Genomic DNA, 26,205 nt, shown 5'->3' with positions numbered 1-26,205 from the left:
CATTGCTGCTGATGTTCAATAAGAAAGCACTTTTATCTGGTTGGATAAAAGTGCTTTTGTTTATAAAAGGTTGCTTTGCAAACTTGGTGGCGACTTAACAGCAACAGACTACAAACCGAAGGAAGCAAGAGGCCGTCTGAAAAAGTTGATAGCAACTGCAACAACTTCTGAGCTGTATAAGCAAACATTAAAGCAGCAGAAATTTCAGTATCTGCTGCTTTAAAAGTTTCATAGAAAAGAACAATCTTTATTTCTCAAACTGCGACACATCTACCGGAGAATGCCGTTCAAAGTAGAGTTTCAGTACATCGGCATCGACGAAGCCTGTGTTCACATAAGAAGGTCTGTCGGCCACTTTGGGATAATGATCCCCGCCGTTGGCCAGAAAATCGGAAAGTGCGAGGCGGTAAACTTGTTGTTCTTGCAAGGGTTTGCCGCCGATGAGGATATTGCTGATCACGCCTTCTTTATCAACGTCGAAAGAAACATTGTCAAATTGCGGATAGCCGCCCGAGCCGGGTTTGATTTTGCTGATGGTTTGCAGGTATTCGCGTAACTCGCTGCCGGTCAGCCCCACATAGCTGATGATGTTGCCGAAAGGCTGTACGCGCAGAATATCTTTGTAGCTGACTTTGCCGGCTTGGATGGAATCGCGGATGCCGCCGCCGTTCATCACCGATACATCGGCACCCGTGCGTTCGCGTTGGGCGCGGGCAATCAAGCGGCCGAGGTTGGTGGGTTGGTGGCGGACAACGCTGCGGTCGCCTTCGAGCTTGCCGTTTACGCTGCCGACTTCGATGCTGAGTTTTTTATCCGCTTCGTCTTGATATTTTTTCAGACGGCCTGCCAGCTTTTCATCTTGCGGTATCTCTTTTTGATATAAAACGTATTCGGTTTTGCCGTCGGCCGTTTCGGTTTTGTATTTCAGGTTAACGGGAATGAGTTGGTAGGATTTCAGCGTCAGCTTGCCGTCTTTAAACGTGAAGTCGGCGCGCCCCAAATATTTGCCCCATTCGCCGGCCTGCATAATCCATGTGCCGTTTTGGAAATCGGGTTGGCAAGCCTCGCCGGGGCGATAGTCTTTTTTCAGACGGCCTTCCGAATCTACGCACACGGGGGTATGGCTGTGACCGCCGATAATCATGTCGAAGGATTTTGAAGGCAAGGCATTGGCCAGTTTGATGTCGCTGCGGTAACCCAAGTGGGTGAGGGCGATTTTAATATCGGGCTTGCGGCGTTTGAGGTTGTTTAGGGCTTTCGATGCGGAGCGCTCGGTGTTGTCGATAATGATGTTTTCGGTGTACACCAAATTGGCGGCGGTGGCGGTTTCTTCAGTGGTTAAGCCCACCACGGCGATGCGCAGTCCTTTCTCACGCATCATCACATAGGGTTTCACCAGATATTTGCCGGTTTTTTTGTGGCGGATATTGGCGGAAATAAAGGGAAACTTCGCCCATTTTTCCTGCATGCCGAGCATTTGCAGCGGATTGTCGAATTCGTGATTACCCAAAGCCATAGCCTGATAACCGATGGCGTTCATGGCTTCGATGTCGGGACGGGCGTTGTTGACGTCCGACTCAGGCACGCCGGTATTGATGTCGCCGGCACTCAGCACCAGCAGCGAACCGCCTTTCTGTTTCACTTCCTGCCTGATTTGTTTGACCAAAGTCTGATGGGCGGCCATACCGTATTCACCGCGGGCGTTCGGCCAAAAACGGCCGTGGGTGTCGTTAGTGTGCAAAACGGTAATGTGGTAGGTTTTTCCGCTTTGGTAAGCTTGGGCAAAAGCGGGAGCGAGCAGGGTGATGAGCAGGATTTTTTTCATGACGGCACTTCCTTCGTTTTAAGGTGATAGGGACTAATCCGATTTACAATACAATCAAAACGACGCGCAATGACACAGCCGCGAACTTAGATTTTATATTACTATAGAAACAGTTTACATTATTTAGCAAATCCTTTCCTCAAATAATGAGTGAAAACTCTAGTAATAAGAAGCGCTGAAGGCCGTCTGAAAAAAGAAAGCATAACTTCATTCAGACGGCCTCATAACAACATGAAACAAATACTTATAATCAAAAGGAAACTGAAGTGCAGAAAAGCAGGTTTGGGCTTATCCAGCTAGTGCCGCTGGCGGCGGTGTCGCTGCTGTGTATGCTGCTGGCAGAATCGCCCGTGCTGGCCGGTTGGGGCATCAGCCCGCTCACATTGGCTATTGTGGCAGGCATGTTACTGGGCAACACCGTTTTTCTGCGCACACCGGCTTTGTTGCCTCAAGGCATTGCGTTGAGTAAAACCCATCTGCTGCGGGTGGGCATCATGCTGTACGGCTTCAGGTTGACTCTGGCGCAAATCGCTTATGTAGGCTGGCCGGCATTGCTGGTGGATGCAGCAATCGTAGCCGGAACGATGATGCTGGCCTTGAAGCTGGGGCGGCGGTTCGGGCTGGAAAACAAAACGGCCGCTTTGGTCGGTGCGGGCAGTGCGGTATGCGGAGCGGCGGCGGTGTTGGCCGTGCAACCCGTACTCAAAGCACAGGAACGTGATGTGGGTGTGGCCGTGGCAACCGTGGTGGTGTTCGGCACGCTGGCGATGTTTGTTTATCCGCTGCTGGCCGTTTGGTTACTGCCAAACGATGCCTCTGTCGCCGCTTGGTTTGCTTGGGGCATTTACACCGGCTCAACCGTGCATGAAGTGGCTCAGGTTGCGGCGGCGGGCGCGGCGGTGAATCCGACTGTTGCGGATGTGGCGGTGATGACCAAGATGATTCGGGTCATGTTGCTGGCACCGTTGATTATGGCATTGCCTTTTGTGATGGGTGACCGCAGCAAGCAAACAAGCGGCGGGAGGCTGGTAATGCCGTGGTTTGTACCGGCATTTTTGGCTATGGTGGCATGGAACAGCTGGTTTCCGCTGCCGTCTGAAATCCACAAAGCGATATTGACCTTGGATACTTTGCTGCTTACTACGGCGATGTTTGCATTGGGGTTGACGACACGTTGGCAGGCGGTAAGGGCGGCGGGTATCAAGCCGCTGCTACTGGCGGGCGTATTGGCTTTGTGGCTGCTTGCTGGTGGAGGAGCGTTGTCTTATATGGTTTACTTGCTGCTTAAATGACAACAATATGCACGGTTAAAACAGGCCGTCTGAACTTTTCAGACGGCCTTTGCTATAATCTGCGTTTATTTTTCCAGACGGCCTTTTCATCATGAATAAAGAACTGATCGGTCTTTTCTTTCTGCCCGCAGGCGTTATCTGCATGTCGATGGCGGCTTTGTGGCAGATGTACGTTATGATGACCGAAAGTTACACCCTCAACCGCTTTAAAGACAAACAACTGGTTTGGGTGGTAAGCGCGCTGTTTTTCAGCTTCAGCCTCGCCGTATATTGGTTTTGCCCGAATGCACGCAAAAAAGGCATCATTTTCGCCGTGCTTGGCGGTGGCGGTGCGCTGATGTATTTTCTGGCACGAATCTGGCTGCCGTTTAAGCAATAAAACTTTTCCGCTCCGATACTTTTTCAGACGGCCTTAATGCAGGCAGTTTCTGCCAAATCTTTCGAGACTGTCTGAAATGGATTTCAAGCACTATTTCAGCTGCATACACTTTCAGAAGCGGCACAAAAACCGCTATAATCCAAGCATCTCAGACCGCACGGTTTTCCCGCCATGATCAGCCAATTTAAACACATCGGCATCGTTCCCCGCCCGCAGACACCCAATATTCAGGAAACCCTGCATACCTTGGTTGAGTTTCTCGGCAGCAAAGAGCTGGATATTTATTTAGACAAAGCCAGCATTGACGACGGCTCGGTGTGCGCTGAAGACGTTGACGTGTGCAAGGTGATCGAAAAAGCCGAGTTCGGCAAGAAGTGCGATTTGGTGATCGTGCTTGGCGGAGACGGCACCTTTCTCTCCGTTGCCCGCGTGATTGCCCCGTTCAGAGTGCCGATCATCGGCGTCAACCAAGGCCATCTCGGCTTTCTGACACAAGTGCCGCGCGAGCAGATGACGCAGATTCTAAACGGCATGCTGTCGGGCAAATATCTGCCCGAAGAGCGGATTCTTCTCGAAACCTCTTTAATCCGCAACGGCGAAACGGTTACGACTTCTCTCGCCTTAAACGACGTGGTTTTATCCCGCGGCGGGGCAGGGCAGATGATTGAATTTGAAGTCTTTATCGACAGAGAATTTGTCTATACCCAGCGTTCGGACGGCCTCATCGTTTCTACGCCCACAGGCTCCACCGCCTATGCACTGGCGGCAGGCGGGCCGATTATGCAGGCCAGCTTGCGGGCGTTTACACTGGTGCCGATTTGTCCGCAGTCGATGACCAACCGCCCGATTGCCATTGCCGACACTTGCGAAATTGAAATTCTGATTACCAAAAGCGGCGACGCCCGTGTTCATTTTGACGGGCAGTCCTTTATAGACGTGCAAAATTTCGACCGCATAAAAATCCACCGCTACCGCCACCCGCTGCGCGTATTGCATCCCACCGATTACCAATACTACAAGACATTGCGCCAAAAATTGCATTGGGGCGAGCAGTTGGTTTGATTCAACATCTCAAATCATCGGCCCCATAAAGCAATCTCAAACACATTTTCTAAAATACATAGCGTTCCCCAAAATACTATGAAGCAGCGAACGGCTACTTAGACCGTCCGGCTGCCTGTATAATTGCCCCTTTCAGTTTCCTCCGTAAGGACTTCCCGTTGTGACGCAACCAGCCGATTATCAGCAACAGCTAAACGATAAAATCAATTATATCAAAGCATTATTTTCATCCGTTCCCACGCCCGAATTAGAAGTCTTCGCCTCGCCGGCCAAACACTACCGCATGCGCGCCGAATTCCGCGTGTGGCATGAAGGCGATGAAATGTTTTACGCCATGTTTGAAGCCGGCCGCAAAGCAGGCGGTGCTACGCTGGTGCGCTGCGATTCGTTCGACCCTGCCTGTGAAGCCATCAATCGGCTGATGCCGCAGCTGATGCAGGCAGCCGATAGCGTGCCGGTATTGAAAAACCGCTGGTATCAGGTTGAGTTTTTGGCTACCTTGAGCGGCGAGATGCTGGTTACCATGATTTACCACAAAAAACTGGATGAAACATGGCAGGCCGCAGCACGCGATGTGCAGGAAAAACTCGGTATCCGCATCATCGGCCGCAGCAAAGGGCAAAAAATCGTGTTGGTTGAAGATTTTGTGACCGAAACGCTGCACGTTAACGGCGAGCCTTTTATTTACCGCCAATACGAAGGCAGCTTTACCCAGCCCAACGCGCAAATGTGCGAACACATGCTGGCTTGGGCATGCAATGTAGCGCAACCTTTGGGCGGCGACATGCTCGAACTGTATTGCGGCAACGGCAATTTTACTTTGCCTTTGGCACGCTATTTTGACCAAGTGCTGGCAACGGAAGTGTCGAAAACCTCCGTTCAGGCGGCATTATGGAACATAGAAGCCAATCTCAGCAGCAACGTCAAAATAGCCAGATTGTCGGCAGAAGAATTTACCGAAGCCTACACCGGCGCACGCGAATTCCGCCGTCTGAAAGAGCAGGGGATTTCATTAGATGATTACCGCTTTTCCACAATTTTCGTTGACCCGCCGCGCGCCGGCATCGACCAAGAAACCTTAAAGCTGGTGCAACAGTTCGAAAATATCATCTATATTTCCTGCAACCCTGAAACCTTGCATCAGAATTTGGAAGTATTGTCCGCCACGCACCACGTCCGCCGCATGGCCTTGTTTGACCAGTTTCCGTTTACCCATCATATCGAAAGCGGCGTTTGGCTGGAGAAAAAATAAGCCTGATATTGCATGCGCCCAAACCGCAGTTAAACCAAAGCCGTATGCTTGTTTGCATACGGCTTTGGTTTTTATTCAAACAATATCAATGCACACAATCTCGCCACACAACTCTTTTCCCGCCGGGCTGAAATGCCCCGGCTTGAACGCGGCAAAGGTATAAGTGAGGTCAGCCTTAAACGCATCTTTATCCGCCTCACCCGTATCGCCGTTTAAACCCGTGGGAATATCCAAGGCAATCTTGATGCCGTCTGAAACGTTTAACAATCGGCAGGTTTGCGCCACCGATGCAGGCAAATCACCGCTGAACCCGGTGCCGAAAATCCCTTCGATAATCAAGTCGTAATGTTCTTTCAGACGGCCTTTCAGCTTATCCGGCAATATAAACTCAATACCCGGCAGATGTTCCAAACGACTGCGGTTTAAAGCAGCGAGTTCCGATACTTCATCGCCCAATAAAAAAACAATGTCGGCCTGCCAACCGTGCTGTTGGAGAACCCGCGCGATGACCAAACCGTCGCCGCCGTTGTTTCCCTTGCCGCACACAATCAAAGCGCGGCCGGCGTTAGGGTAGCGTTTCAGTATATCGGCCGCCGCACCTTGACCGGCATTTTCCATCAATTGCTCAAAACTCGTACCCGCATCGACAGCTTCCTGTTCATAGCGGCGCATCTCGGCAGCAGTGCAGATTTTCATGGCAACTCCCTTCAATACAGGGTTTATATAGAATAAGGCCGTCTGAAAACTTTTAGCAAAACTTATAAAGTTCGCTTTCAGACGGCCTTGATATTGTAGAAAAAACCATGCTCAAAAAGCAAGGTAAGGTATTGAGGCGGATTAAATATTGCCCAATAAAACCGTTTTCGATCTTAATGCCGAAAAATGAAAACGTTTAAATGAGAACAAGCTGAAGATAGTCTGCCACTGCTTTGCAGCTAAAATGCGGCAGTTTGGCTATGAATATTGAATTGCTTTATGTAAAAATAATTAAAATCCATACCTTACAGGCAATAAAAAATCCGGTTTCAAACCGGAGTATTTTTTGGTGCCCAGGAGAAGACTCGAACTTCCACACCCGTGAGGATACTAGCACCTGAAGCTAGCGCGTCTACCAATTCCGCCACCTGGGCCACGTTGATTTTTCTGTGTTTTTACTGCCTTAAAGCAAAAATAATGTTTCCTAACCGGAAACTGATGGTGCCCAGGAGAAGACTCGAACTTCCACACCCGTGAAGATACTAGCACCTGAAGCTAGCGCGTCTACCAATTCCGCCACCTGGGCTTTGCTTTAATCTTTGCTTTACGTTAAAGTGTCGTCTGCAAAGAGATGTGAATTATATATTTAAATGAAAGATTGTCAATCATCAAAATGAAGAAAAATACTAAGTCTCTCAGTTTAAGAGAGAAAGATCCTTTTTTGAGCCGTGAGCAGCAACGTTACGAGCATCCGCTGCCCAGCCGCGAATGGGTTATCGAATTATTAGAGCAGGAAGGCGTGCCTTTGCAGATTCCTGTTTTAGCGGGGAAACTCTCGGTTACTCGGGAAGAATACGAATTTTTTGAACGCCGCATCAAAGCGATGGCGCGCGACGGGCAAGTGTTGATCAACCGCCGCGGGGCCGTTTGTGCGGCAGACAAACTGGCTTTGGTGAAATGCCGTATCGAAGCCCATAAAGACGGATTCGGCTTTGCCGTACCTTTAATGCCGACCGGTGAAGGCGATTTTGTGTTATACGAACGCCAAATGCGCGGCCTGATGCACGGCGATATTGTGACCGTGCGTCCGGCGGGTACCGACAGGCGCGGGCGCCGCGAAGGGCAGGTGCTGGATATTGTCGAACGCGGCCAGAAACAAGTGGTTGGGCGTTTTTATGTCGAACGCGGCATCGCCATTCTCGAGCCTGAAGACCACCGCTTAACCCAAAGCATCGTGCTGGAGCCTGAAGGCTTGGCCGAACTGAAACCCGAATCCGGCCAAGTGGTTGTAGCGGAAATCGAAAGCTATCCCGACGGCCACCGCCCGGCGGTTGCCAAACTGATTGAGGTATTGGGCGATTATGCCGACAGCGGTATGGAAATCGAAATCGCCGTTCGCAAACACCAACTGCCGCATATTTTCAGCGAAGCCTGTTTGCAGGCTGCCGAAAACATTCCCGATCACGTTACACCGCAAGACATCAAAGACCGCATCGATTTGCGCGACCTGCCTTTGGTTACGATAGACGGCGAAACCGCGCGCGACTTCGACGATGCGGTTTATGCCGAAAAACAAGGCCGCAACTACCGGCTGATTGTGGCGATTGCCGACGTCAGCCACTATGTGCGCCCCAACGACGCAATCGATAAAGATGCCCAAGAACGCGCCACCAGCGTGTATTTTCCGCGCCGCGTGATTCCGATGTTGCCGGAAAGCCTATCCAACGGCATTTGTTCGCTGAATCCCGATGTAGACCGTCTGTGTATGGTGTGCGACATGGTGGTAACGTATGCCGGCAATATTAAAGAATACACATTCTATCCGGCAGTAATGCGTTCGCACGCACGCTTAACCTACACGCAGGTTTGGGATTGGATAGAGCAGGGCGGCGATTACCCGCACAAAGCGCAAATCGAACCCTTATACAAACTCTTTCAGATTTTGCAGGACAAACGCCAAAAACGCGGCGCGATGGAGTTTGAAAGCACCGAAACGCAGATGATTTTTGACGACAACGGCAAAATCGAGCGTATCGTGCCGGTTGTCCGTAATGATGCGCATAAGCTGATTGAAGAATGTATGTTGGCAGCCAATGTGTGTGCGGCTGAATTCTTGCTGAAACACAAGCATCCTTCGCTTTTCCGCAACCACTTAGGCCCCACGCCTGAAAAACTGGCGGTTTTACGCGAACAGCTCGGCTTACTCGGCCTGCATCTGGGCGGCGGAGACAATCCGGCACCGAAAGATTACGCACTCTTGGCCGAACAGTTTGCAGAGCGCCCCGATGCCGAACTGCTTCAAGTAATGTTGTTGCGCTCCATGCAGCAGGCGGTTTACGAACCCGGCAACCAAGGCCATTTCGGGCTGGCTTATGAAGCCTATACCCACTTCACTTCGCCCATCCGCCGTTATCCCGATTTGACCGTACACCGTGCCATCAAAGCCGTGCTGCAAGGCAAACAGTACAAACCGGAATCTTGGCAGGCTTTGGGCGTACACACTTCATTCTGCGAACGCCGCGCCGACGATGCCAGCCGCGATGTGGAAAATTGGCTGAAAACCTACTACATGCGCGACAAGATCGGCGAAGTGTTTGAAGGCCGTATCAGCGGCATGGCCAATTTCGGCATTTTCGTCACTTTAGACAACCTCCATATCGAAGGCATGATCCATATCAGCGATTTGGGCGAAGACTACTTCAACTACCGCCCCGAAATCATGGCCATGCAGGGCGAACGCAGCGGCGTGCGCTTCAATATGGGCGACCGCGTTACCGTGAAAGTAGCACGCGCCGATTTGGATACCAGCAAAATTGACTTAACCCTGATCAGCGGCGGCGAAGTGCCACGAAAGAAAAACAGAAAAGCCGGCGTTCAGACGGCCTCGGCAGCACCGGCTGCACGCAGCAAACGGGGAATTACGGTTAAAGTGAAGTCGGGCGCTAAAGCTTCATCCGACCATAAATCTCACGAAGAAAAGCGGAAAAAACGCAGCCGTAGTGAAAGCACCAAAGTCAATCGTAAGAAGCGTTAACCGCTTATTTGGCGAGACCCGCTTAGTGGGTTTCGCCAAGCTCACAAAACTTGCTTTCAGACGGCCTTCTGCTATTTATTGTAGTGAGTGAAACACAGGCCAAACACTCTGTTTGTGATAAGAAATTTAAGGAATTGAATATGCCTATTCATTACAACGAAGTGGTAAAGACTGTCGTATTCGATGTCATTGAAACTGCTGATGATGGTCTGGTGTACAGACTTGAAATACTTAAAACGCCTAATGGCTTCAAGGGGGAATTGTTTCGATTGGATACCTATTCTCTGCAGTGTTCTTTTGTGAGATATAGGCCTGATGAAAGTATTTACGTTATAGACGGTCATTCCCACTCAATAAATTTAGATGTAAGGACTTTTCAAAGCCCGCAAGAATGCATAGATTTTGTAGCCAAGTCATTAGAAGAAAAATTCTCCATAAATCATCAGAACACCTGAGTGGGGCAGGAAAAGAAATAAGAACCGCTGCGGAAAAGTAAATACTTTTCCGCTTTCTTTATAGTATTAACGCCGACTACTAAAAAACCGCTTCAACATCTCGCCACACGCATCCGCCAAAATCCCGCCTTTGACCGCCGTATGGCTGTTAAGACGGCTATTCGCAAACAAATCGCACACGCTTCCTGCCGCACCGGTTTTCGGTTCTGCCGCGCCATAAATAACCCGCCGCACCCGCGCCTGAATCAACGCGCCCGTACACATGCTGCACGGCTCTAAAGTGATATACACATCGCAGCCGTCCAAACGGTAATTCTTCAAAACTTCCCCCGCCGCCGACAGCACATTGATTTCAGCGTGTCGGCTGATACTGCATCCGGTAACGCAAGTATTGTGCGCAGCGGCAATCACTTCGCCGTTACGCACCACCACCGCGCCGACCGGTATTTCCCCCATCGCTGCCGACTGTTCGGCCTGCGCCAACGCCTCGCGCATAAAATGTTCCATCTCTGCCAATGGCGGAAAAACATCAACGGGCGGATGTTGCTTCAACTTTTCCAGCAGCTCGGCTTTTTCAGACGGCCTCAAGTCTTGCGGTTTAACACCACGAATTAAAGCCTCAAGCTGCCACAAAGTGCTGCGGGTAATCGTTAATCCAGCGGCCTTCAGCAGCAAAAATGCCTTAACCGAACCATGCGCGTGCAAATCCTCAAGCGTTTGAATGCCGAGCGAATTTAACGTGTGCAAAACATTAAGCGTGAGCGGAGGATGGGTAAGCTGCATCGGAAACAGGCCGTCTGAAAAGAAAGAGGAAGATTTTACAAGATATAAGCCGGGCAAGATACTTGAGCAACGGCAAGTATCCAAACAATCATCCGTTTGCCTTGCCCATCCCCATCAAAAATCCTTCAGGCCGTCTGAAACCGCCTTGAAACGCCTTGAGAATCGGGCGATAATCCAAGCGTTTTTACCCCTAAACAACAAAGGTATCCAAATGGCTTCTCAACTGGCAAACGCCATCCGTTTTCTTTCCGTCGACGCAGTTCAAAAAGCCAATTCCGGCCACCCCGGTGCGCCGATGGGCATGGCTGAAATGGCCGAAGTGCTGTGGACGAAATTTTTAAACCACAACCCCGCCAACCCCAAATTCTACAACCGCGACCGCTTCGTATTATCCAACGGCCACGCATCAATGATTCTTTACAGCCTACTGCACCTTACCGGCTACAACGTATCCATTGAAGACCTGAAAAACTTCCGCCAACTGCACAGCAAAACCCCCGGCCACCCCGAATACGGCTACACCGACGGCGTGGAAACCACCACCGGCCCGTTGGGGCAAGGCATTGCCAACGCAGTCGGCATGGCGTTGGCCGAAAAAATCCTCGCCGCCGAATTCAATAAAGACGGCCTCGATATTGTCGACCACCACACTTATGTGTTCTTGGGCGACGGCTGCCTGATGGAAGGCGTGTCGCACGAAGCCTGCTCGCTGGCCGGCACTTTGGGCTTGGGCAAACTGATCGTGCTCTACGACGACAACAATATCTCTATCGACGGCAAAGTCGACGGCTGGTTTACCGAAAACATTCCGCAACGCTTTGAAAGCTACGGCTGGCATGTGGTGCCGAACGTAAACGGCCACGACACCGCCGCCATTCAGACGGCCATCGAAGCGGCCAAAGCCGAAACCGGCAAACCTTCCATCATCTGCTGCAAAACCTTAATCGGCAAAGGCGCGGCCACCAAAGAAGGCAGCCACAAAACCCACGGCGCACCGCTGGGAACCGAAGAAATCGAAGCCACCCGCAAACATTTGGGCTGGAACCACGGCCCGTTTGAAATCCCGCAAGACGTTTACGCCGCGTGGAGCGCCAAAGAAAAAGGCGCGAAACTCGAAGCCGAATGGAACGAAAAATTCGCCCGTTATCAAGAAAAATTCCCCGCCGAAGCCGCCGAGTTCGTGCGCCGCATGGATAACAAACTGCCGGAAAACTTCGATACCTATGTTCAGACGGCCTTAAAAGAAGTGTGCGGTAAAGCCGAAAAAATCGCCACCCGCAAGGCCAGCCAAAACAGCATTGAAATCCTCACTAAAGTCTTGCCCGAATTTGTAGGCGGTTCCGCCGACCTTACCCCGTCGAACCTTACCGATTGGTCGGCAAGTAAAGCCGTAACCGCCGAAAACGGCGGCAACTATATCCACTACGGCGTGCGCGAATTCGGCATGGCCGCCATCATGAACGGCATGACCCTGCACGGCGGCCTAAAACCCTTCGGCGCAACCTTCCTGATGTTCAGCGAATACGCCCGCAACGCCCTGCGCATGGCCTCGCTGATGAAAATCAACCCGATTTTCGTGTTTACCCACGACTCCATCGGCCTCGGCGAAGACGGCCCCACCCACCAACCTGTCGAGCAAACCGCCACCCTGCGCCTGATTCCCAACATGGCCGTATGGCGGCCGTGCGACACAGCCGAATCGTTGGTGGCATGGGCAGAAGCCGCCAAAGCCGCAGACCATCCGAGCTGCCTGATTTTCAGCCGCCAAAACCTGCCGTTCATCCCGCGCAGCCAAGCACAGTTGGATAATATTAAACGCGGCGGCTATGTCATCAGCGAAGCCGAAAACGGCCAAGCCCAAGCCGTGGTAATCGCCACCGGTTCCGAAGTCGAGTTGGCTTTGAATGCACAAAAAGCATTGGCCGAACAAGGCATTGCCGTAAACGTCGTTTCCATGCCTTCCACCAACGTATTCGACCGGCAAGATGCCGCCTACCGCAACAGCGTACTGCCGCAAAACCTGCCGCGCATCGCCGTTGAAGCAGGCGTTACCGACGGCTGGTACAAATACGTCGGCCTGAACGGTGCCGTAGTCGGCCTCGACCGCTTCGGTGAATCGGCTCCGGCAGAACTGCTGTTTAAAGAATTCGGCTTTACCGTTGATAATGTGGTAAATACCGTAAAAGCCGTGCTGAAAGGTTAAGCACAGGCTAGTTGTGAAAGAGGCCGTCTGAAAAATATTTTTCAGACGGCCTTTGATTTAAAATCGTCGTACAATAACCGCTACAAACATCATCCCGTTGAATATAGCGGAACGCACGTTCTTCCGCATTTTCAAACCGCATAAACGATTATATGGCGGTATTATCATAACTTCGATATTATGCCTTCTCAATATTTTTCCAGTTGTCAATGCAACTTCGTTTGCCAGGAATTTTTGATGAAAAAAGCTGTTTTGCCTGTATTGCTTTCCCTAGTGCTGAGTGCCTGCCAATCTACGCCGAAAGAAGATCGCAACGTCTATACCAATATCAACGAGCTTCCGCAAACCCAAGCGGATTTTTTGAAGCGCACGGCTGCGGCTCAAGAAGCGGCAAAAGGCTTGCCGGTGCAAAAAGTAATTTATTTTGATGCTGAATGGAATGTTAAAGAGCAGGCCGATCCCAAAGGCTTTTACCGCGAATCTTACGGCTTGCAGGATAACGGCCTTTATCTGATGCAAGACTTCTTTGCCGACGGGCGCAAGCAAACCGATGTGTTTTACGGCGTTAATATCGAAAGCCCGCTCACCAGCAGCGTTCGCGGATATTTGGCCGTTTATACGCCTGAAGGCAAGCTGGATGCAGTTTATTTCAACCACGACAACAAGCAGTTCAACCGCATCGGCTTCTGCGACGACGGCTCCATGTGCGCCGAGCAGCGTTTAAGCGAAAACGGCAGCAGCGAAACCATCTACTACAAAGGTAAGAAAATAGATGAGTGGTCGCGCACGAGCGGCCGAATCGAATATGAAGAAAGCCGCAAGCACTGGTATCTCAACGGGCAGATGGCAATGTCTTTAAATGCCCGCAAAGAAACAAACCGCAAAACCACAATAGAAATCCAATACCGGCTTGAAGACGGTACGCTTTCCACCGTTGAGCCTGCCACGGAAAGCTACCGCTTTATCAAACAAAAAATTATCGACACCGAACGCGATGTATATGGCCGCGAGCCTGCCGCAAAGAAAAAGAAAGTCCAAGCCAGCCTTCCGGCTGAAAAATCATCGCCGAATACCCAATCGAATACGGAAACCCCTAAACAAAACAAAGCTGATGAATAGGTTTTCGCACGCCCATCAAGGAATCCGAATGAAATTACGTTTATTAGCCCTTTGCCTGCCTTTACTGTTTGCCGCATGTGCCAGCCGCACCGCGCCCGATATGTCCGCTGCGGTTGAGGAAAAAACAGACGTGATGCCGTCTGAAACTGAAAAAAACGCGCCTGCCGCCCAAGCAAACGATGAAAGCGTTTTGTTTTATGTGATTGAAAAACCGCTGTACCCCGAGTGTAAAGTTTCTGCGGAAACCCGCTACACCTTGCTGGATAAAAACGGCACGGCCAAAATCGCCGAACAAGATGGTTTCATTTACCCGCTCACCGCCATTCCGAACATCGAAAAGAATTTGATGCAGGAAGAAAAAAAGCTTTTGGCGACTTTGTTTATGTCGGAGAAAAAGCCCGAGCAACCGGCTTCCAAAGCGCAACGCAAAAAACACTGTTTGGATGCCCGAACACTCGCCAAAAGAAACCGCGGGTCGTCTTCCAAAATGGGCATCATCAATGCAGAAGGCGAATGGCTGGCCGAACCGTTTGTGAGCAAGTGGCATCCCGATATTGATGCTTTGCTGCTTCAAAAATTGCAGCAACTTTTCCCCGGCAAATTTCAGACGGCCTCAGAAAAAGCCCAAAAGCACCAAGCCCGCATACAGCAAGATGCCGGTACGGCAGTTTCTTTGTTCTTTCCGAGTGATAAAGCAAACAGCGCCATGGTTTACGACAATGCCGGCACGCAAACGGTGGGGCTGTTCGACGTTAACGGCAGCTGGCTGATTAACCCGCAAGATTTTAAACAACGCGCTTACAACCGCTTGATTCCTTTCCGCAATCCGCAAAATTTCGAGCTGTGGATGTCGATAAAACAGCAAGACGGCAAAAAATGCTACGGCTTGGTCAATGCCAAAGGAGAAGATGTTTTACCGCCCGAATTTGAATATTTTCCGGTTGATTGGATGAATCAAGCAGGCAGATTCCCCGTAAAAACATGCAACGGCTTGGAAAAAGGATTTGTTGATCTGCAAGGGCAGTGGATATTCAAAATGCCGCTCGAATACAGTCATCTCGATATCAGCGGCCCGATGGCTCCAAACGGCTGGTTCCGCGTTACCTCGAAAGAAACCGGCTATACGGGCATGATGGATTCCGCAGGCAAACTACGCATACCGGTGCGGTTTAAAAAGTTGGAACCGCTCGATAACGGAGAATATGTGATGGTTCTCGACGACAAAAACCTCAACGGCGTGCTGAATGCCCAAGGAGAGTGGACGCTCAAGCCGCAAAAAGAAAGCATCAAGCATCTGCCGAACAGCTCTTTGCTCGAAATAGCCCAAGCAGACGCAGAAGCTCAAGTCTCGAGCTATCAATACCGCACGCTAAACGGCCAAGAAATAGCAGAACCTTTTACCGAAAAAGGCGTGGAATTGGTGTTTGGCTTCGATAAGCAAGGCTACGGATTCGCCCGCAAAATAGATACCGACCGCCAAGCCATGCTCAACCAAGAGGGCTTCGTGAATGAACAAGGCGAATGGATCATCCAGCCTGAATATAGCTTTACCTTGTTGAACCAAGATGTCAAGCCGGGTAAAAAGGCACAAAAGTCAAACGAAACACCTGCTTCCAGCCCTGCAAAAAAAATCCGGCAGCAAAGTTCCCGGCTCAGACTTGCAACACATCTGCTTCAACGAACACGGCCTGCTGGTTGCAGCTAAAAACGGCAAAAAAGGCGTAATCGACCGCCAAGGCAAAACCGTTTTACCTTTTGAATACAAGCACATCAGCCTTTACAGCAACAGCATTGTGGCCAAGCAATAGGGCTTGTTTCCATAAAAGCTTGAGGCCGTCTGAAAACGAGCATTGCGAGTTTCGCTAAAGCGAACTTCGTGAGCTTCGCTAAAACGAGCTTTGCTGTTTCTCCAATGCGGGCTTTACGGGTTTACCCAAACGCTTTTCAAATCACAAACCATTTTTGTATGGGCGGATTAGATATACGCCCGCAAACGGTATTTAGTACAACCTTGCCATAGTGGATAAGAGGCCGTCTGAAAAACAGCAGACGACCTCCATATAAAAAAGCTGCCCGACAAATCAGGCAGCTTTTTTATACTTTATACGGCATGACAATATCAGCGGTGCGGGCGGCGTTGGCCTTTCATTTGCTGTTGCGCCATTTGGTTCATTTGTTGGCGGGTAGGGCGGTTTTTCATCATCGCGTGCGCTTCTTCAACCGAGCATTTTTGCGCCATGCACAAAATCGTAATCACGTCTTTTTGCGCTTGGCCGCCGCTGTGGTACATACGGCGCAGGTTGGCTTCGTTTACGCGGCCTTTTTCGGGGTCGATGTCGAATTTTTTCAAACGCTCGAGAAACTGGCGTTGTTGGCGGCGTGAAGACCAAATCAAACCGAAAACCGTGCCGGCAACAACGGCAACGGCCAGCAAAATCGCAATCGGCCAAGAATCGGTAAATAAGACGAAAATCAAGCTTAATACGGCGGCAGTCAGCACCGCGAGGCCGCCTAAGCGGAGTTTGGTTTTGTTATCCATATCGTTGTGTTTCCTTGAAGAACTTGGTTTTTCAGGCCGTCTGAAAGCAAACTTTGCGGGTTTCGTTAAAACTTTTCAGACGGCCTATTGTGTAAATGGGTGCATATTATATCCGTTACAAGGCCAAACCCGTAACCAAATGTTTAAATTCCGCCCACGCATTGCCGTCTTCCGCGCCCTTGATGATGCGGTCGATGCGGGCGCAATCCTGCAAGGCGGCAAGCAAACGGTTGATGCTGATGCGCTTTACCGCCATCGGTGCGAGGGTTTGTTTGTCGCCCCACAAACGCAAGCTGTTGCGCACGGCCTGTATGCTCTGCCCTTGCTTCAGCGCGGCGGTCAGGCGGATCAGGATACGGATGTCTTCGGCCACCGCCCACAGCAGCAACACCGGCTCTTCGCCTTCGGCTTCCAAACCTTCGAGCAGGCGGGCAACGCGGGTGCTGTCGCCGCTCATCCACGCGCCGGCAAGCTGGAAGACATCGAAACGGGCAACATTGGCAACGGCGGCTTCGGCATCCGCCATATTCACAAGATGGCCGGCAGGATGCAGCAGCGCGAGCTTGTCGATTTCCTGCTTGGCGGCCAAAAGATTGCTCTCCACGCGTTCGGCAAACAAAGCCAGCGCATCGGGTTCGATATTGAGTTTTAAAGCATTCAGACGGCCTCTTATCCATTGCGGCAAGGCGGCACCGGTAACGGCTTTGGCTTCCAACACCACGCCGTGCGCCGCCAACGCACCGAACCATTTGGCCTGCGTTTGGGCGCGTTCGAGTTTGGGCAGCATCACAATGATTACGGTGTCTTCCGGCAGATTTTCTGCCAGCGATTGCAGCGCATCGCCGCCGTTTTTGCCGGGTTTGCCGTTCGGGATATGGATTTCCAGCAGCTTCAGATCGGCAAACAAACCCATGCTGCCTGCGGAGTGCAATAATTCGTTCCAATCAAACGCATTGTCGGCAGTATAAACTTCGCGGTTGAGATAGCCTTGCTGTTTGGCGGCGGCACGCAAAGTGTCCAGCGCTTCCACGCGGAGCAAATCTTCTTCGCCGTGAATCACATACAGCGGTTTCAACGGCAAATCGGATGATACCTGTTCGATACTCATCACCGGCATCAGTTGGCCTTCAAAAAGGTTAAGCGGCGCACGATTTGGTCGGCTGCATCGGCGCGCATTTCCGCCCAAATGGTGGCTTCTTCTTCCTGTTTGCCCAACACTTCGCTGTCGGCATAGTCCATCTTGCGCTCAATCAACACCACCATCGGCTCGCCTTGCGGACGCCCGTTCACATGCATCTGAGCCACCACGCGCAAAGTCAACAGATATTCATTGATGTCCGCCGCACGCGTAATCGTATGAATATCACGCTGAGCTTGGGCAGCATTAACCACAATCGTCGCCTGCGCCTGCCCCGCAGACACCGGCTTGCCGTCGGCCCGTCGTAACGCATTTTCCAACGGCTGGCGCATAGATTGCACGCCTTCCACATGCCAAGAAGGATAGGGCAACTTACTCGGCGTACCCGCCATGCCTTTTAAATGAAAGCCGCAAGCGGCAATCAGCAGAGTTGCGGTGGTCAAAAATATCTTTTTCATAACGGCTTTCACAGTTAGATAAACAGATGGGGATTATAGCCCAGGGGGAAAGCGTTTGTCAGGCAGAGGCGATGAACTTGAGGCCGTCTGAACGTTTTCAGACAGCCTCAAGTAGGTGGGGCTTATGCTGTTTCAGAATGCAAAACATGTAGTGCAAACACGCGCCACCTGCATTCAAGCACCTTCAAAACCCAAACCCGAAATGGTTGGATAAAAAGTAGGGCGGGCATCCTTGCCCGCCGCCCATGCTGAAAATATTTCGCCTTGGATCAAACGGTGGGCAAGGATGCCCGCCCTACGGGTGTTTAACTGAAAATCACAGGACGTATGAAAAGCGTTTCATTCAAATATACCCAAAATATTAGTGTAATAGATGGTGTAGGTTGGGTTAAAACCCAACCTACCTTTCTTCGGTTATCTAAAATGTTGATTCTCCTAACCAACCTAGATTTACTAAAAAATTAGTCATCCAAACTTTTATTTCGTTGATAAGCACAATAACCGCATAAAGGAGCAAACTCTAATTCACTTGGTAGTATCTCTGCTCCGCATCTCACACAGTCTCGTTCCGATTCATATTCACATTCTGTGCAAATGTTTGGTCTTGTTAAGTATGGAGCACCACACTCAGGACAATCCACAACTTTCTCTTCGATATCATCGTAAGAATATGTGTCAGTTGAGTATGCAAAATATTTAAATACATATCTCCCCGGCGGTATTAACTCATTCATACCTAAGTTCATATGAATATTAAAATCATATAATGTTCCTGTTCGAGCATATGGATTTATGTATACATCGTTAGGAGCATCTATTAATTTTACAGTAATTTTAGGAATAGATCTTAAATGTGGTTTTAATCTCCCACTTACAGTAAATCGTGTGGTTGGGCGACTAACCGTACATATTAAATAACCTATATTGCTATATTCATCAGAATATAATATCTCTTGCTCAACGTCATATATAAGATTGTTTTTATTGTTTTTTTCTCTGCGATTAATTCTGTTGTTATCAAAATTAAATTGATCTATTTCTTGATTTGAGAATATCCAGTTGAGTTTTTCTACCTGCTCCCTATTTTCTCTATCACTATGTAACTGCGTAATCTCTTTAACCACTTCTGCAAGTGATTGATTAGGTAATTGATTTTCTTTTTCTTGTGCAGCTAACTCTATGAATCTTTGAGTTTGGAGAACTAAAACTGGTTGTTTGAGCCTTTCCCAAGCTTCTTTTCTTAATTCAGAACGCAAACCAACAACCTGCCTAGATGATATTTTTTCCCACCAATCCTCTTTGCGCTCAGAAGTAATCAAAATTAATGGCTTTTTAACTTTTACACCGTGTCTTAATATCTGCTCCCAAAGAAAAAAATCTCCATACTCTCTATCATTCTCTTTCGACTTGTCTTTATATCCTGGGGGAATCTCATTATCTATTCTTCTTTTTGCTTCTTCACATATATCTGATAATTCATTTTCAGGAAATGGTTCACCTAAGCAATCATCACTTCCAAATAACTGTAAAATAGCTTCAAGAATATCATCATTTTCAGAATAAGTTATTTTCTCCCATTCTAACTGATTGATTTTATCAGCAAGTTTATGCTGACTTTCTTGTAATGCTATTTCTAATTCTTGCTTTAAAATTTTAGGAATAGTTCGTATTCCCTTCATCTCGCTGACGATTGTAGAAAATTTTGAAGAAATAATGTTCAATATTGAATCTTTACTGTTTTCAAACTGCTTTTCTGATTCAGATATAACTTTATTTCTGTTTCTAAAAAACTCTGTAGCAACTTGATGTGAGAGCCACAATCTTCCTTCAAATAAACGCAAACTATTTAGAATACTATTTCTTGTTTCCTTATGATAACGATATAAATCCAATAGTACATTTGTATCAACTGTTAAGACAGCATTTTCCCAAATATCTTTAGTCTCCTCTTCTGTCAGTGGAATTGCCCATTTAAATTCTTCTTTTATGGATGGCATTTTTATTTTTAACCTCTAAATTTATTTAATAAATGCCGTCTGAAAATTTTCAGACGGCCTTTTCTAATCAAACCCAAATCAAGCCAGCTTTCCGCCAACCCAATCATTCACGCTACCCAAAGCCTCAGGCAATTTAGCAACATCCGTACCGCCGGCTTGTGCCAAATCCGGCCGTCCGCCGCCTTTGCCGCCTACTTGCTCGGCGACAAATTTTACCAAGTCGCCTGCTTTTACTTTGGCGGTCAACGGTTTGGAAACGCCTGCACACAGGGAAACTTTGCCGTCGTTTACGGCGGCGAGCAGTACGATGGCTTTATCGGATTTGCCGGTGAGGTCGGTAACGATTTCGCGCAAGGCGGCTGCGTCGGCTTCGATTTGGGCCACCACGAGTTTGGCTTCTCCTACGTCTTTGGCGTTATCCAAGAGTTTTGCGCCGGCGTGTACGGCAAGCTCGGCTTTGGCTTTGGCCAAATCTTTTTCCAGCGCTTTGGTTTGGGCGGCGTTGGCTTGGATTTTGCCCAATACGTCGCGCTCGGTTTGGGCTTTTACTTCGGTGATGATGTCTTTAACCAAGCGCTCTTGGTTTTGCGCCCATTGCAGGGCGTTCAGGCCGGTGATGGCTTCGACGCGGCGCACGCCTGCGGCGATCCCGCCTTCGGAAATGATTTTGAAGAGGCCGATGTCGCCGGTGCGTTTAACGTGGGTGCCGCCGCACAATTCGGTGGAGAAATCGCCCATTTTCAGTACGCGCACTTCATCGCCGTATTTTTCGCCGAAGAGCATCATTGCGCCGGCTTTTTGGGCGTCTTCCATGCTCATAATGTCGGCATCTACGGCTACGTTGGCGAGGATGGCGGCGTTGACGCGGCGCTCCACTTCGGCGATTTCTTCGGCGGTAACGGGCTGCGGATGGGAAATGTCGAAGCGGGTGGATTGTGCGGTAACGAGCGAGCCTTTTTGTTCTACATGTGTGCCCAATACGTCGCGCAGGGCTTTGTGCATCAGGTGGGTGGCGCTGTGGTTGCGCATGTTGGCATCGCGGATATCGTTGTCGATTTCGGCGGTAACGGTGTCGCCCACTTTCAGACGGCCTGATGATACGACGCCGAATTGTCCGAATACGGCGGCTTTGATTTTTTGGGTGTCGCGTACTTCAAATACGTTGCCGTCTGCTTTAATCAAGCCGACATCGCCTACTTGGCCGCCGCTTTCGGCATAGAACGGGGTGTTGTCCAGCACAACCGCGCCGGTTTCGCCTTCGTTCAGTTCGTTTACGGGTTCGCTGTCTTTATAAAGGGCGAGGATTTTGGCTTCGGTTTTGCGCTCGGTATAGCCTTTGAACTCGGTGTCTTGACCGTCGTAGGCAAGCTGGGTGTCGGCTTTGAAGCTTTGCGCGGCGCGGGCGCGTTGGCGTTGGGCTTCCATTTCGCGCTCGAAACCGGCTTCGTCCATGTCGATATTGCGCTCGCGGCAGATGTCGGCGGTAAGGTCGTAGGGGAAACCGTAGGTATCGTAGAGTTTGAAGATGATTTCGCCGTCCAGCATTTTGCGGCCGTCTGAAAGGGCGTTTTCCAGCAAAGCCATGCCGGTTTCGAGGGTTTGGGCGAAACGGGTTTCTTCATGGCGCAAGGCTTCGGTGATGGCTTCTTGCTTTTCTTTCAATTCGGGATAGGCTTCGCCCATTTCGGCCACCAAATCAGGCACGAGTTTGTGGAAAAACGCGCCTTTTTGGCCGAGTTTGTAGCCGTGGCGCACGGCGCGGCGGATGATGCGGCGCAGCACATAGCCGCGGCCTTCGTTGCTCGGCAGCACGCCGTCGGCAATCAGGAACGAACAGGCGCGGATGTGGTCGGCAATCACTTTCAGGCTGGGCACTTCCATGCTGAATTCGGTGCCGGTTTCGCGGGCGGCGGCTTTGAGCAGGTTTTGGAACAAATCAATTTCGTAGTTGCTGTTCACATGCTGCATCACGGCGGCCATGCGTTCCAAGCCCATTCCGGTATCTACCGAAAGCTTGGGCAGCGGGTTCATATTGCCTTGTTCGTCGCGGTTGAACTGCATGAACACGCAGTTCCAGATTTCGATAAAGCGGTCGCCGTCTTCTTCGGGGCTTCCCGGAGGGCCGCCCCAAATGTGGTCGCCGTGGTCGTAGAAGATTTCTGAGCAGGGGCCGCAGGGGCCGGTGTCGCCCATTTGCCAGAAGTTGTCGCTGGAGTAGCGGCTGCCTTTGTTGTCGCCGATGCGGATGATTTTTTCAGACGGCATGCCGATTTCGTTGAGCCAGATGTTGTAGGCTTCGTCGTCTTCGGCGTAAACGGTGGCCAAGAGTTTTTCTTTGGGCAGGTTCAACCATTCGGGAGAGGTGAGAAATTCCCAAGCGAAATGGATGGCATCGCGTTTGAAGTAGTCGCCGAAAGAGAAGTTGCCCATCATTTCAAAAAAGGTGTGGTGGCGGGCGGTGTAGCCTACGTTTTCGAGGTCGTTGTGCTTGCCGCCGGCGCGTACGCATTTTTGGGCGGTGGTGGCGCGGTTGTAGGTGCGTTTGTCGAAGCCTAAGAATACGTCTTTAAATTGGTTCATGCCTGCATTGGTGAAGAGCAGGGTGGGGTCGTCATGCGGCACGAGTGAAGACGAGTGAACGATTTGATGGCCTTTGCTTTCAAAGAATTTGAGGAATTTTTGGCGGAGTTCGGATGTATTCATGATATTTACAGTTAAGGTTTGAAACGGTTTCAGACGGCCCGATGGTTTGCTCGAGGCCGTCTGAAAAATCGGATTAAAATCTTGCGTATATTACCGCAGATTTGATGTTACGCCTACTCAAAAGCGGCGTGCTGCCCTATACTTGGGCAAACCTCCGTTTGCCGGGATAAGTTTGTTTTAACGGCGGGAACTTTATGATGGTTTTTACCCTAATAAAATAATACTACCTAAAGGAATGATAATGCCTCTGAAACTTTCTTTTCTTGTGTTTTCCCTTTCTTTGTTGGCTGCTTGCGGCGGGCGTTCTTCAGAAACGCCGGAAAAGGCCGAAGTTCAGGCCAAGCCGTCTGAAACCGTGGCTGCCCCACAAAACCGGTTTCCCGAAACGGCTGCTTTAAAAATCTATAACTGGTCGGATTATGTTGATCCGAAAACGGTTAGGGATTTTGAAAAGCAGTTTGGCGTAAAGGTTACTTACGATGTGTATGAAAGTGATGAAACGCTTGAATCGAAAGTGTTAACGGGAAAATCCGGTTACGATGTGGTAGGGCCGTCGAATGCTTTCGTGAGCCGTCAGATTAAGGCCGGGGCTTATCAGAAGCTCGATAAAAGCCTGATTCCGAACTACCGTCATATCAACCCGAAACTTTTGGAATTGATGAAGCAGGTTGATCCCGGCAATGAATACGCCGTGCCGTTTTTTTGGGGCACGAATACCTTTGCCATCAATACGGAGCGGGTTAAACGCGCTTTGGGAACAGACAAGCTGCCCGATAACCAATGGGATTTGGTGTTTAACCCGGAATACACGGCCAAGCTGAAAAAATGCGGTATCAGTTATTTGAACAGTGCGGCGGAAATGTATCCGATGGTATTGAATTATCTGGGAAAAAATCCCAACAGCAGCAAGCCGGAAGATATTCAGGCTGCCACGGATGTGCTGAAAGCCAACCGTGCCAATGTGAAGCGCTTTACCTCTTCCGGCTTTATTGACGCACTGGCACGCGGAGATACCTGCGTTACAGTCGGGTTCGGCGGCGACCTGAATATAGCGAAACGCCGTGCGGCAGAAGCAGGCGGCAAAGAAAAAATCCGCGTGATGATGCCGAAAGAAGGCGTGGGTATTTGGGTGGATTCGTTTGCAATCCCGAAAGACGCCCACAACGTACTCAACGCCCACCGCTACATCAACCATTTTTTAGAGCCTGAAATCGCTGCGAAAAACGGCAATTTCGTCACTTACGCGCCATCGTCTATGCCTGCCAAAGATCTGATGGACAAGGAATACAGCAGCGACAATTCGATTTTCCCAAGCGATGAAGATTTAGCCAACAGCTTCATCATGGTACCTTTGGAGCCGGAAGCGCTGAAAGAAATGGTGCGCCAATGGCAGCAGATTAAAGTCGCGAAATAGACTGAATTCTGTTTGATGTTTTTAACAGTAGATACTTAAAACTCCGCTGTGCTTTGTTACTTGGAGCATGACGGAGTTTTTTTTGAATGGATAGTGTCTTAACTTGCCGTCTGAAAAAGCGGCTAGCAAAAATATAAAATCCCTCATGCCGGAACCATTTTTCAGATGGCCTCAAGCATGGGGGATTTTGATATGAATCTTAAGAAATTAAGCGTTTAAGTTGACAGAATGTTCGCGCGTTTCGTGGAACACAATATCCGGCCAGCGCTCTTGGGTTAGATTCAGATTTACGCGGTTGGGAGCGAGGTAAGCCAAATTGCCGCCTGCATCAATAGCAAGGTTGATTGCATTGGCTTTTTCAAACTCGGCCAGTTTTTTCTTGTCGGCACACGATACCCAGCGGGCAGACCAAATGCTGGCGTTGTCAAACACAGCTTCTACGCCATACTCGGCCGCAAGGCGGGACGTCACCACTTCAAATTGCAACACGCCTACTGCACCCAAAATCAAATCGCCGCCGTTGTGCGGTTTAAACACTTGCACTGCACCTTCTTCGCCCAGCTGTTGCAAGCCTTTTTGCAGTTGCTTCATTTTCAGCGGGTTTTTAATACGCACGCTGCGGAACAATTCCGGCGCAAAAAACGGAATGCCGGTAAATGCCAGCTGTTCGCCTTCGGAAAAACTGTCGCCGATTTGAATGTTGCCGTGATTGGGAATGCCGATGATATCGCCCGCATAGGCTTCTTCCACCAGCTCGCGGTCGTGCGACATAAACGTAACTACGCTGGAAGCGGCGATATCGCGGTTGATGCGCAAATGCTTGATTTTCATGCCGCGCTCGAATTTGCCGGAGCAAACGCGCAAAAAGGCAATGCGGTCGCGGTGTTTCGGATCCATATTGGCTTGAATCTTAAACACAAAACCGGAAAACTTTTCTTCAGACGGCATCACTTCGCGCACGGTGGCATCACGGCCTTTGGGAGCAGGCGCCCAGTCAATCAGTGAGTTGAGAATTTCCTGAATACCGAAGTTGTTGATGGCCGAACCGAAAAATACGGGCGTTAACTCGCCGGCTAAAAATTCTTCGAGGTTAAATTCGTTTGACGCGGCTTGAACCAATTCGATTTCGGCGCGCAGATTATCCATTTCAAGCGGGAACAGCTCGTCTAAGCGCGGATTATCAATGCCTTCGATAATTTCAAATTCATGCGGTAACTTCTCTCCACCGGCATCAAACAGGTAAATTTCATCATTCAGAATGTGGTAAACACCTTTGAAGTTTTTGCCCATACCGATAGGCCAAGTAACCGGCGCGCAACGGATTTTGAGGATATTTTCCACTTCGTCGAGCAGTTCCAACGAATCGCGCACTTCACGGTCGTATTTGTTCATGAAGGTTACGATGGGCGTGTTGCGCAAACGGCAAACGTTCAAAAGTTTGATGGTTTGCGCTTCCACACCTTTGGCGGCGTCAATGACCATCAAGGCGCTGTCAACGGCGGTGAGTACGCGGTAAGTATCTTCCGAGAAATCTTGGTGGCCGGGTGTATCCAGCAGATTGACGGTATGGTCTTTGTACTCGAACTGCATGACCGACGACGCTACGGAAATGCCGCGCTGCTTCTCGATCTCCATCCAGTCGGAAGTGGCGAACTTGCCGGTTTTCTTGCCTTTTACCGTGCCGGCGCTTTGAATCGCACCTGAAAACAACAGCAGTTTTTCGGTCAACGTCGTTTTACCCGCGTCGGGGTGGGAAATGATGGCGAATGTGCGGCGGCGGCGCACTTCTTGCAGGATGTCGGACATATAAACTCGTATCGGAATCGTATGAAAGAGATTTTCAGACGGCCTTAAAC

Annotated in this window: 21 protein-coding genes and 2 tRNA genes; 12 read left to right on the top strand and 11 right to left on the bottom strand. The window is 50.0% G+C overall.

Annotated features, from left to right (window positions below; translation table 11 throughout):
- The first annotated feature begins 40 nt into the window (after positions 1-40).
- The gene (locus CKV66_RS12205) at positions 41-223 is read left to right on the top strand and encodes a hypothetical protein (protein ID WP_143773778.1); all 183 of its coding nucleotides are present in this window, start codon (positions 41-43) and stop codon (positions 221-223) included.
- Between the two features lie 24 nt (positions 224-247).
- On the opposite strand, the gene ushA is transcribed toward CKV66_RS12205, so the two are convergent.
- Positions 248-1,825: a bifunctional UDP-sugar hydrolase/5'-nucleotidase UshA gene (gene ushA, locus CKV66_RS07320; RefSeq protein ID WP_085362577.1), complete on the bottom strand. Its 1,578-nt coding sequence runs from the start codon at positions 1,823-1,825 to the stop codon at positions 248-250.
- 266 nt (positions 1,826-2,091) lie between these two features.
- On the opposite strand from ushA, the gene CKV66_RS07315 reads away from it, so the two are divergent.
- From CKV66_RS07315 to trmA, 4 genes are all read left to right on the top strand, one after another.
- The gene (locus CKV66_RS07315; protein ID WP_231990467.1) at positions 2,092-3,117 is read left to right on the top strand and encodes a YeiH family protein; all 1,026 of its coding nucleotides are present in this window, start codon (positions 2,092-2,094) and stop codon (positions 3,115-3,117) included.
- Positions 3,118-3,208: 91 nt separating this feature from the next.
- The gene (locus CKV66_RS07310) at positions 3,209-3,496 is read left to right on the top strand and encodes a hypothetical protein (RefSeq protein WP_085362578.1); all 288 of its coding nucleotides are present in this window, start codon (positions 3,209-3,211) and stop codon (positions 3,494-3,496) included.
- A gap of 171 nt (positions 3,497-3,667) precedes the next feature.
- Entirely contained in the window at positions 3,668-4,558 is an 891-nt protein-coding gene (locus CKV66_RS07305) for an NAD(+) kinase (protein ID WP_085362579.1), read from the top strand.
- Positions 4,559-4,718: 160 nt separating this feature from the next.
- On the top strand, positions 4,719-5,810 hold the full coding sequence (gene trmA / locus CKV66_RS07300) for a tRNA (uridine(54)-C5)-methyltransferase TrmA (RefSeq protein ID WP_085362580.1): 1,092 nt from the start codon (positions 4,719-4,721) through the stop codon (positions 5,808-5,810).
- Positions 5,811-5,885: 75 nt separating this feature from the next.
- Here trmA and CKV66_RS07295 read toward each other — a convergent pair whose 3' ends face one another.
- From CKV66_RS07295 to CKV66_RS07285, 3 genes are all read right to left on the bottom strand, one after another.
- Positions 5,886-6,506, bottom strand: a complete 621-nt coding sequence (locus tag CKV66_RS07295; protein WP_085362581.1) for an NAD(P)H-hydrate epimerase — start codon at positions 6,504-6,506, stop codon at positions 5,886-5,888.
- A gap of 347 nt (positions 6,507-6,853) precedes the next feature.
- A tRNA-Leu gene (locus CKV66_RS07290) sits at positions 6,854-6,940 on the bottom strand.
- Positions 6,941-7,005: 65 nt separating this feature from the next.
- Positions 7,006-7,092 (bottom strand) — tRNA-Leu (locus CKV66_RS07285).
- Between the two features lie 72 nt (positions 7,093-7,164).
- On the opposite strand from CKV66_RS07285, the gene rnr reads away from it, so the two are divergent.
- Positions 7,165-9,540 (top strand): ribonuclease R, encoded by a 2,376-nt coding sequence (gene rnr / locus CKV66_RS07280; RefSeq protein ID WP_085362582.1) that lies wholly within the window; start codon positions 7,165-7,167, stop codon positions 9,538-9,540.
- A gap of 140 nt (positions 9,541-9,680) precedes the next feature.
- Positions 9,681-9,995, top strand: a complete 315-nt coding sequence (locus CKV66_RS07275; RefSeq protein WP_085362583.1) for a hypothetical protein — start codon at positions 9,681-9,683, stop codon at positions 9,993-9,995.
- Positions 9,996-10,061: 66 nt separating this feature from the next.
- Here the strand turns inward: CKV66_RS07275 and tadA are convergent, their stop codons facing one another.
- Positions 10,062-10,778, bottom strand: a complete 717-nt coding sequence (gene tadA, locus CKV66_RS07270; protein WP_085362584.1) for a tRNA adenosine(34) deaminase TadA — start codon at positions 10,776-10,778, stop codon at positions 10,062-10,064.
- 211 nt (positions 10,779-10,989) lie between these two features.
- Here tadA and tkt point away from each other — a divergent pair, with 211 nt between their 5' ends.
- From tkt to CKV66_RS12200, 4 genes are all read left to right on the top strand, one after another.
- Positions 10,990-12,981, top strand: coding sequence for a transketolase (gene tkt, locus CKV66_RS07265; protein ID WP_085362585.1), 1,992 nt, complete (start codon positions 10,990-10,992; stop codon positions 12,979-12,981).
- Between the two features lie 237 nt (positions 12,982-13,218).
- The gene (locus CKV66_RS12290) at positions 13,219-14,100 is read left to right on the top strand and encodes a hypothetical protein (protein WP_085362586.1); all 882 of its coding nucleotides are present in this window, start codon (positions 13,219-13,221) and stop codon (positions 14,098-14,100) included.
- Positions 14,101-14,128: 28 nt separating this feature from the next.
- Positions 14,129-15,805, top strand: a complete 1,677-nt coding sequence (locus tag CKV66_RS07255) for a WG repeat-containing protein (RefSeq protein ID WP_085362587.1) — start codon at positions 14,129-14,131, stop codon at positions 15,803-15,805.
- Complete coding sequence (locus tag CKV66_RS12200; RefSeq protein ID WP_143773780.1) at positions 15,759-15,908, top strand: WG repeat-containing protein; 150 nt, start codon at positions 15,759-15,761, stop codon at positions 15,906-15,908. The genes CKV66_RS07255 and CKV66_RS12200 overlap by 47 nt, the downstream gene beginning before the upstream one ends.
- 311 nt (positions 15,909-16,219) lie before the next feature.
- On the opposite strand, the gene CKV66_RS07250 is transcribed toward CKV66_RS12200, so the two are convergent.
- The 5 genes from CKV66_RS07250 to alaS form a co-directional block, all read right to left on the bottom strand.
- Entirely contained in the window at positions 16,220-16,639 is a 420-nt protein-coding gene (locus CKV66_RS07250) for a hypothetical protein (RefSeq protein WP_085362588.1), read from the bottom strand.
- A gap of 115 nt (positions 16,640-16,754) precedes the next feature.
- Entirely contained in the window at positions 16,755-17,756 is a 1,002-nt protein-coding gene (holA, locus tag CKV66_RS07245) for a DNA polymerase III subunit delta (protein WP_085362589.1), read from the bottom strand.
- On the bottom strand, positions 17,756-18,235 hold the full coding sequence (locus CKV66_RS07240) for an LPS-assembly lipoprotein LptE (protein WP_085362590.1): 480 nt from the start codon (positions 18,233-18,235) through the stop codon (positions 17,756-17,758). The genes holA and CKV66_RS07240 overlap by 1 nt, the downstream gene beginning before the upstream one ends.
- A gap of 461 nt (positions 18,236-18,696) precedes the next feature.
- Complete coding sequence (locus CKV66_RS07235) at positions 18,697-20,232, bottom strand: PIN-like domain-containing protein (protein WP_085362591.1); 1,536 nt, start codon at positions 20,230-20,232, stop codon at positions 18,697-18,699.
- Between the two features lie 78 nt (positions 20,233-20,310).
- Positions 20,311-22,935 (bottom strand): alanine--tRNA ligase, encoded by a 2,625-nt coding sequence (gene alaS / locus CKV66_RS07230; protein ID WP_085362592.1) that lies wholly within the window; start codon positions 22,933-22,935, stop codon positions 20,311-20,313.
- A 241-nt stretch (positions 22,936-23,176) separates the two neighbouring features.
- Between alaS and CKV66_RS07225 the strand changes: the two genes are divergently transcribed.
- On the top strand, positions 23,177-24,349 hold the full coding sequence (locus CKV66_RS07225; RefSeq protein WP_085362593.1) for a polyamine ABC transporter substrate-binding protein: 1,173 nt from the start codon (positions 23,177-23,179) through the stop codon (positions 24,347-24,349).
- Positions 24,350-24,556: 207 nt separating this feature from the next.
- Here CKV66_RS07225 and CKV66_RS07220 read toward each other — a convergent pair whose 3' ends face one another.
- Positions 24,557-26,155 carry a peptide chain release factor 3 gene (locus CKV66_RS07220; RefSeq protein ID WP_085362594.1) on the bottom strand — a complete coding sequence of 533 codons (1,599 nt, stop codon included), beginning with the start codon at positions 26,153-26,155 and terminating at the stop codon, positions 24,557-24,559.
- Positions 26,156-26,205 lie beyond the last annotated feature (50 nt).

It is taken from the genome of Neisseria zoodegmatis (assembly GCF_900187305.1).
GTDB classification, from domain to species: Bacteria; Pseudomonadota; Gammaproteobacteria; order Burkholderiales; family Neisseriaceae; genus Neisseria; species Neisseria zoodegmatis.
This window is presented reverse-complemented; position numbering and strand designations above follow the sequence as displayed.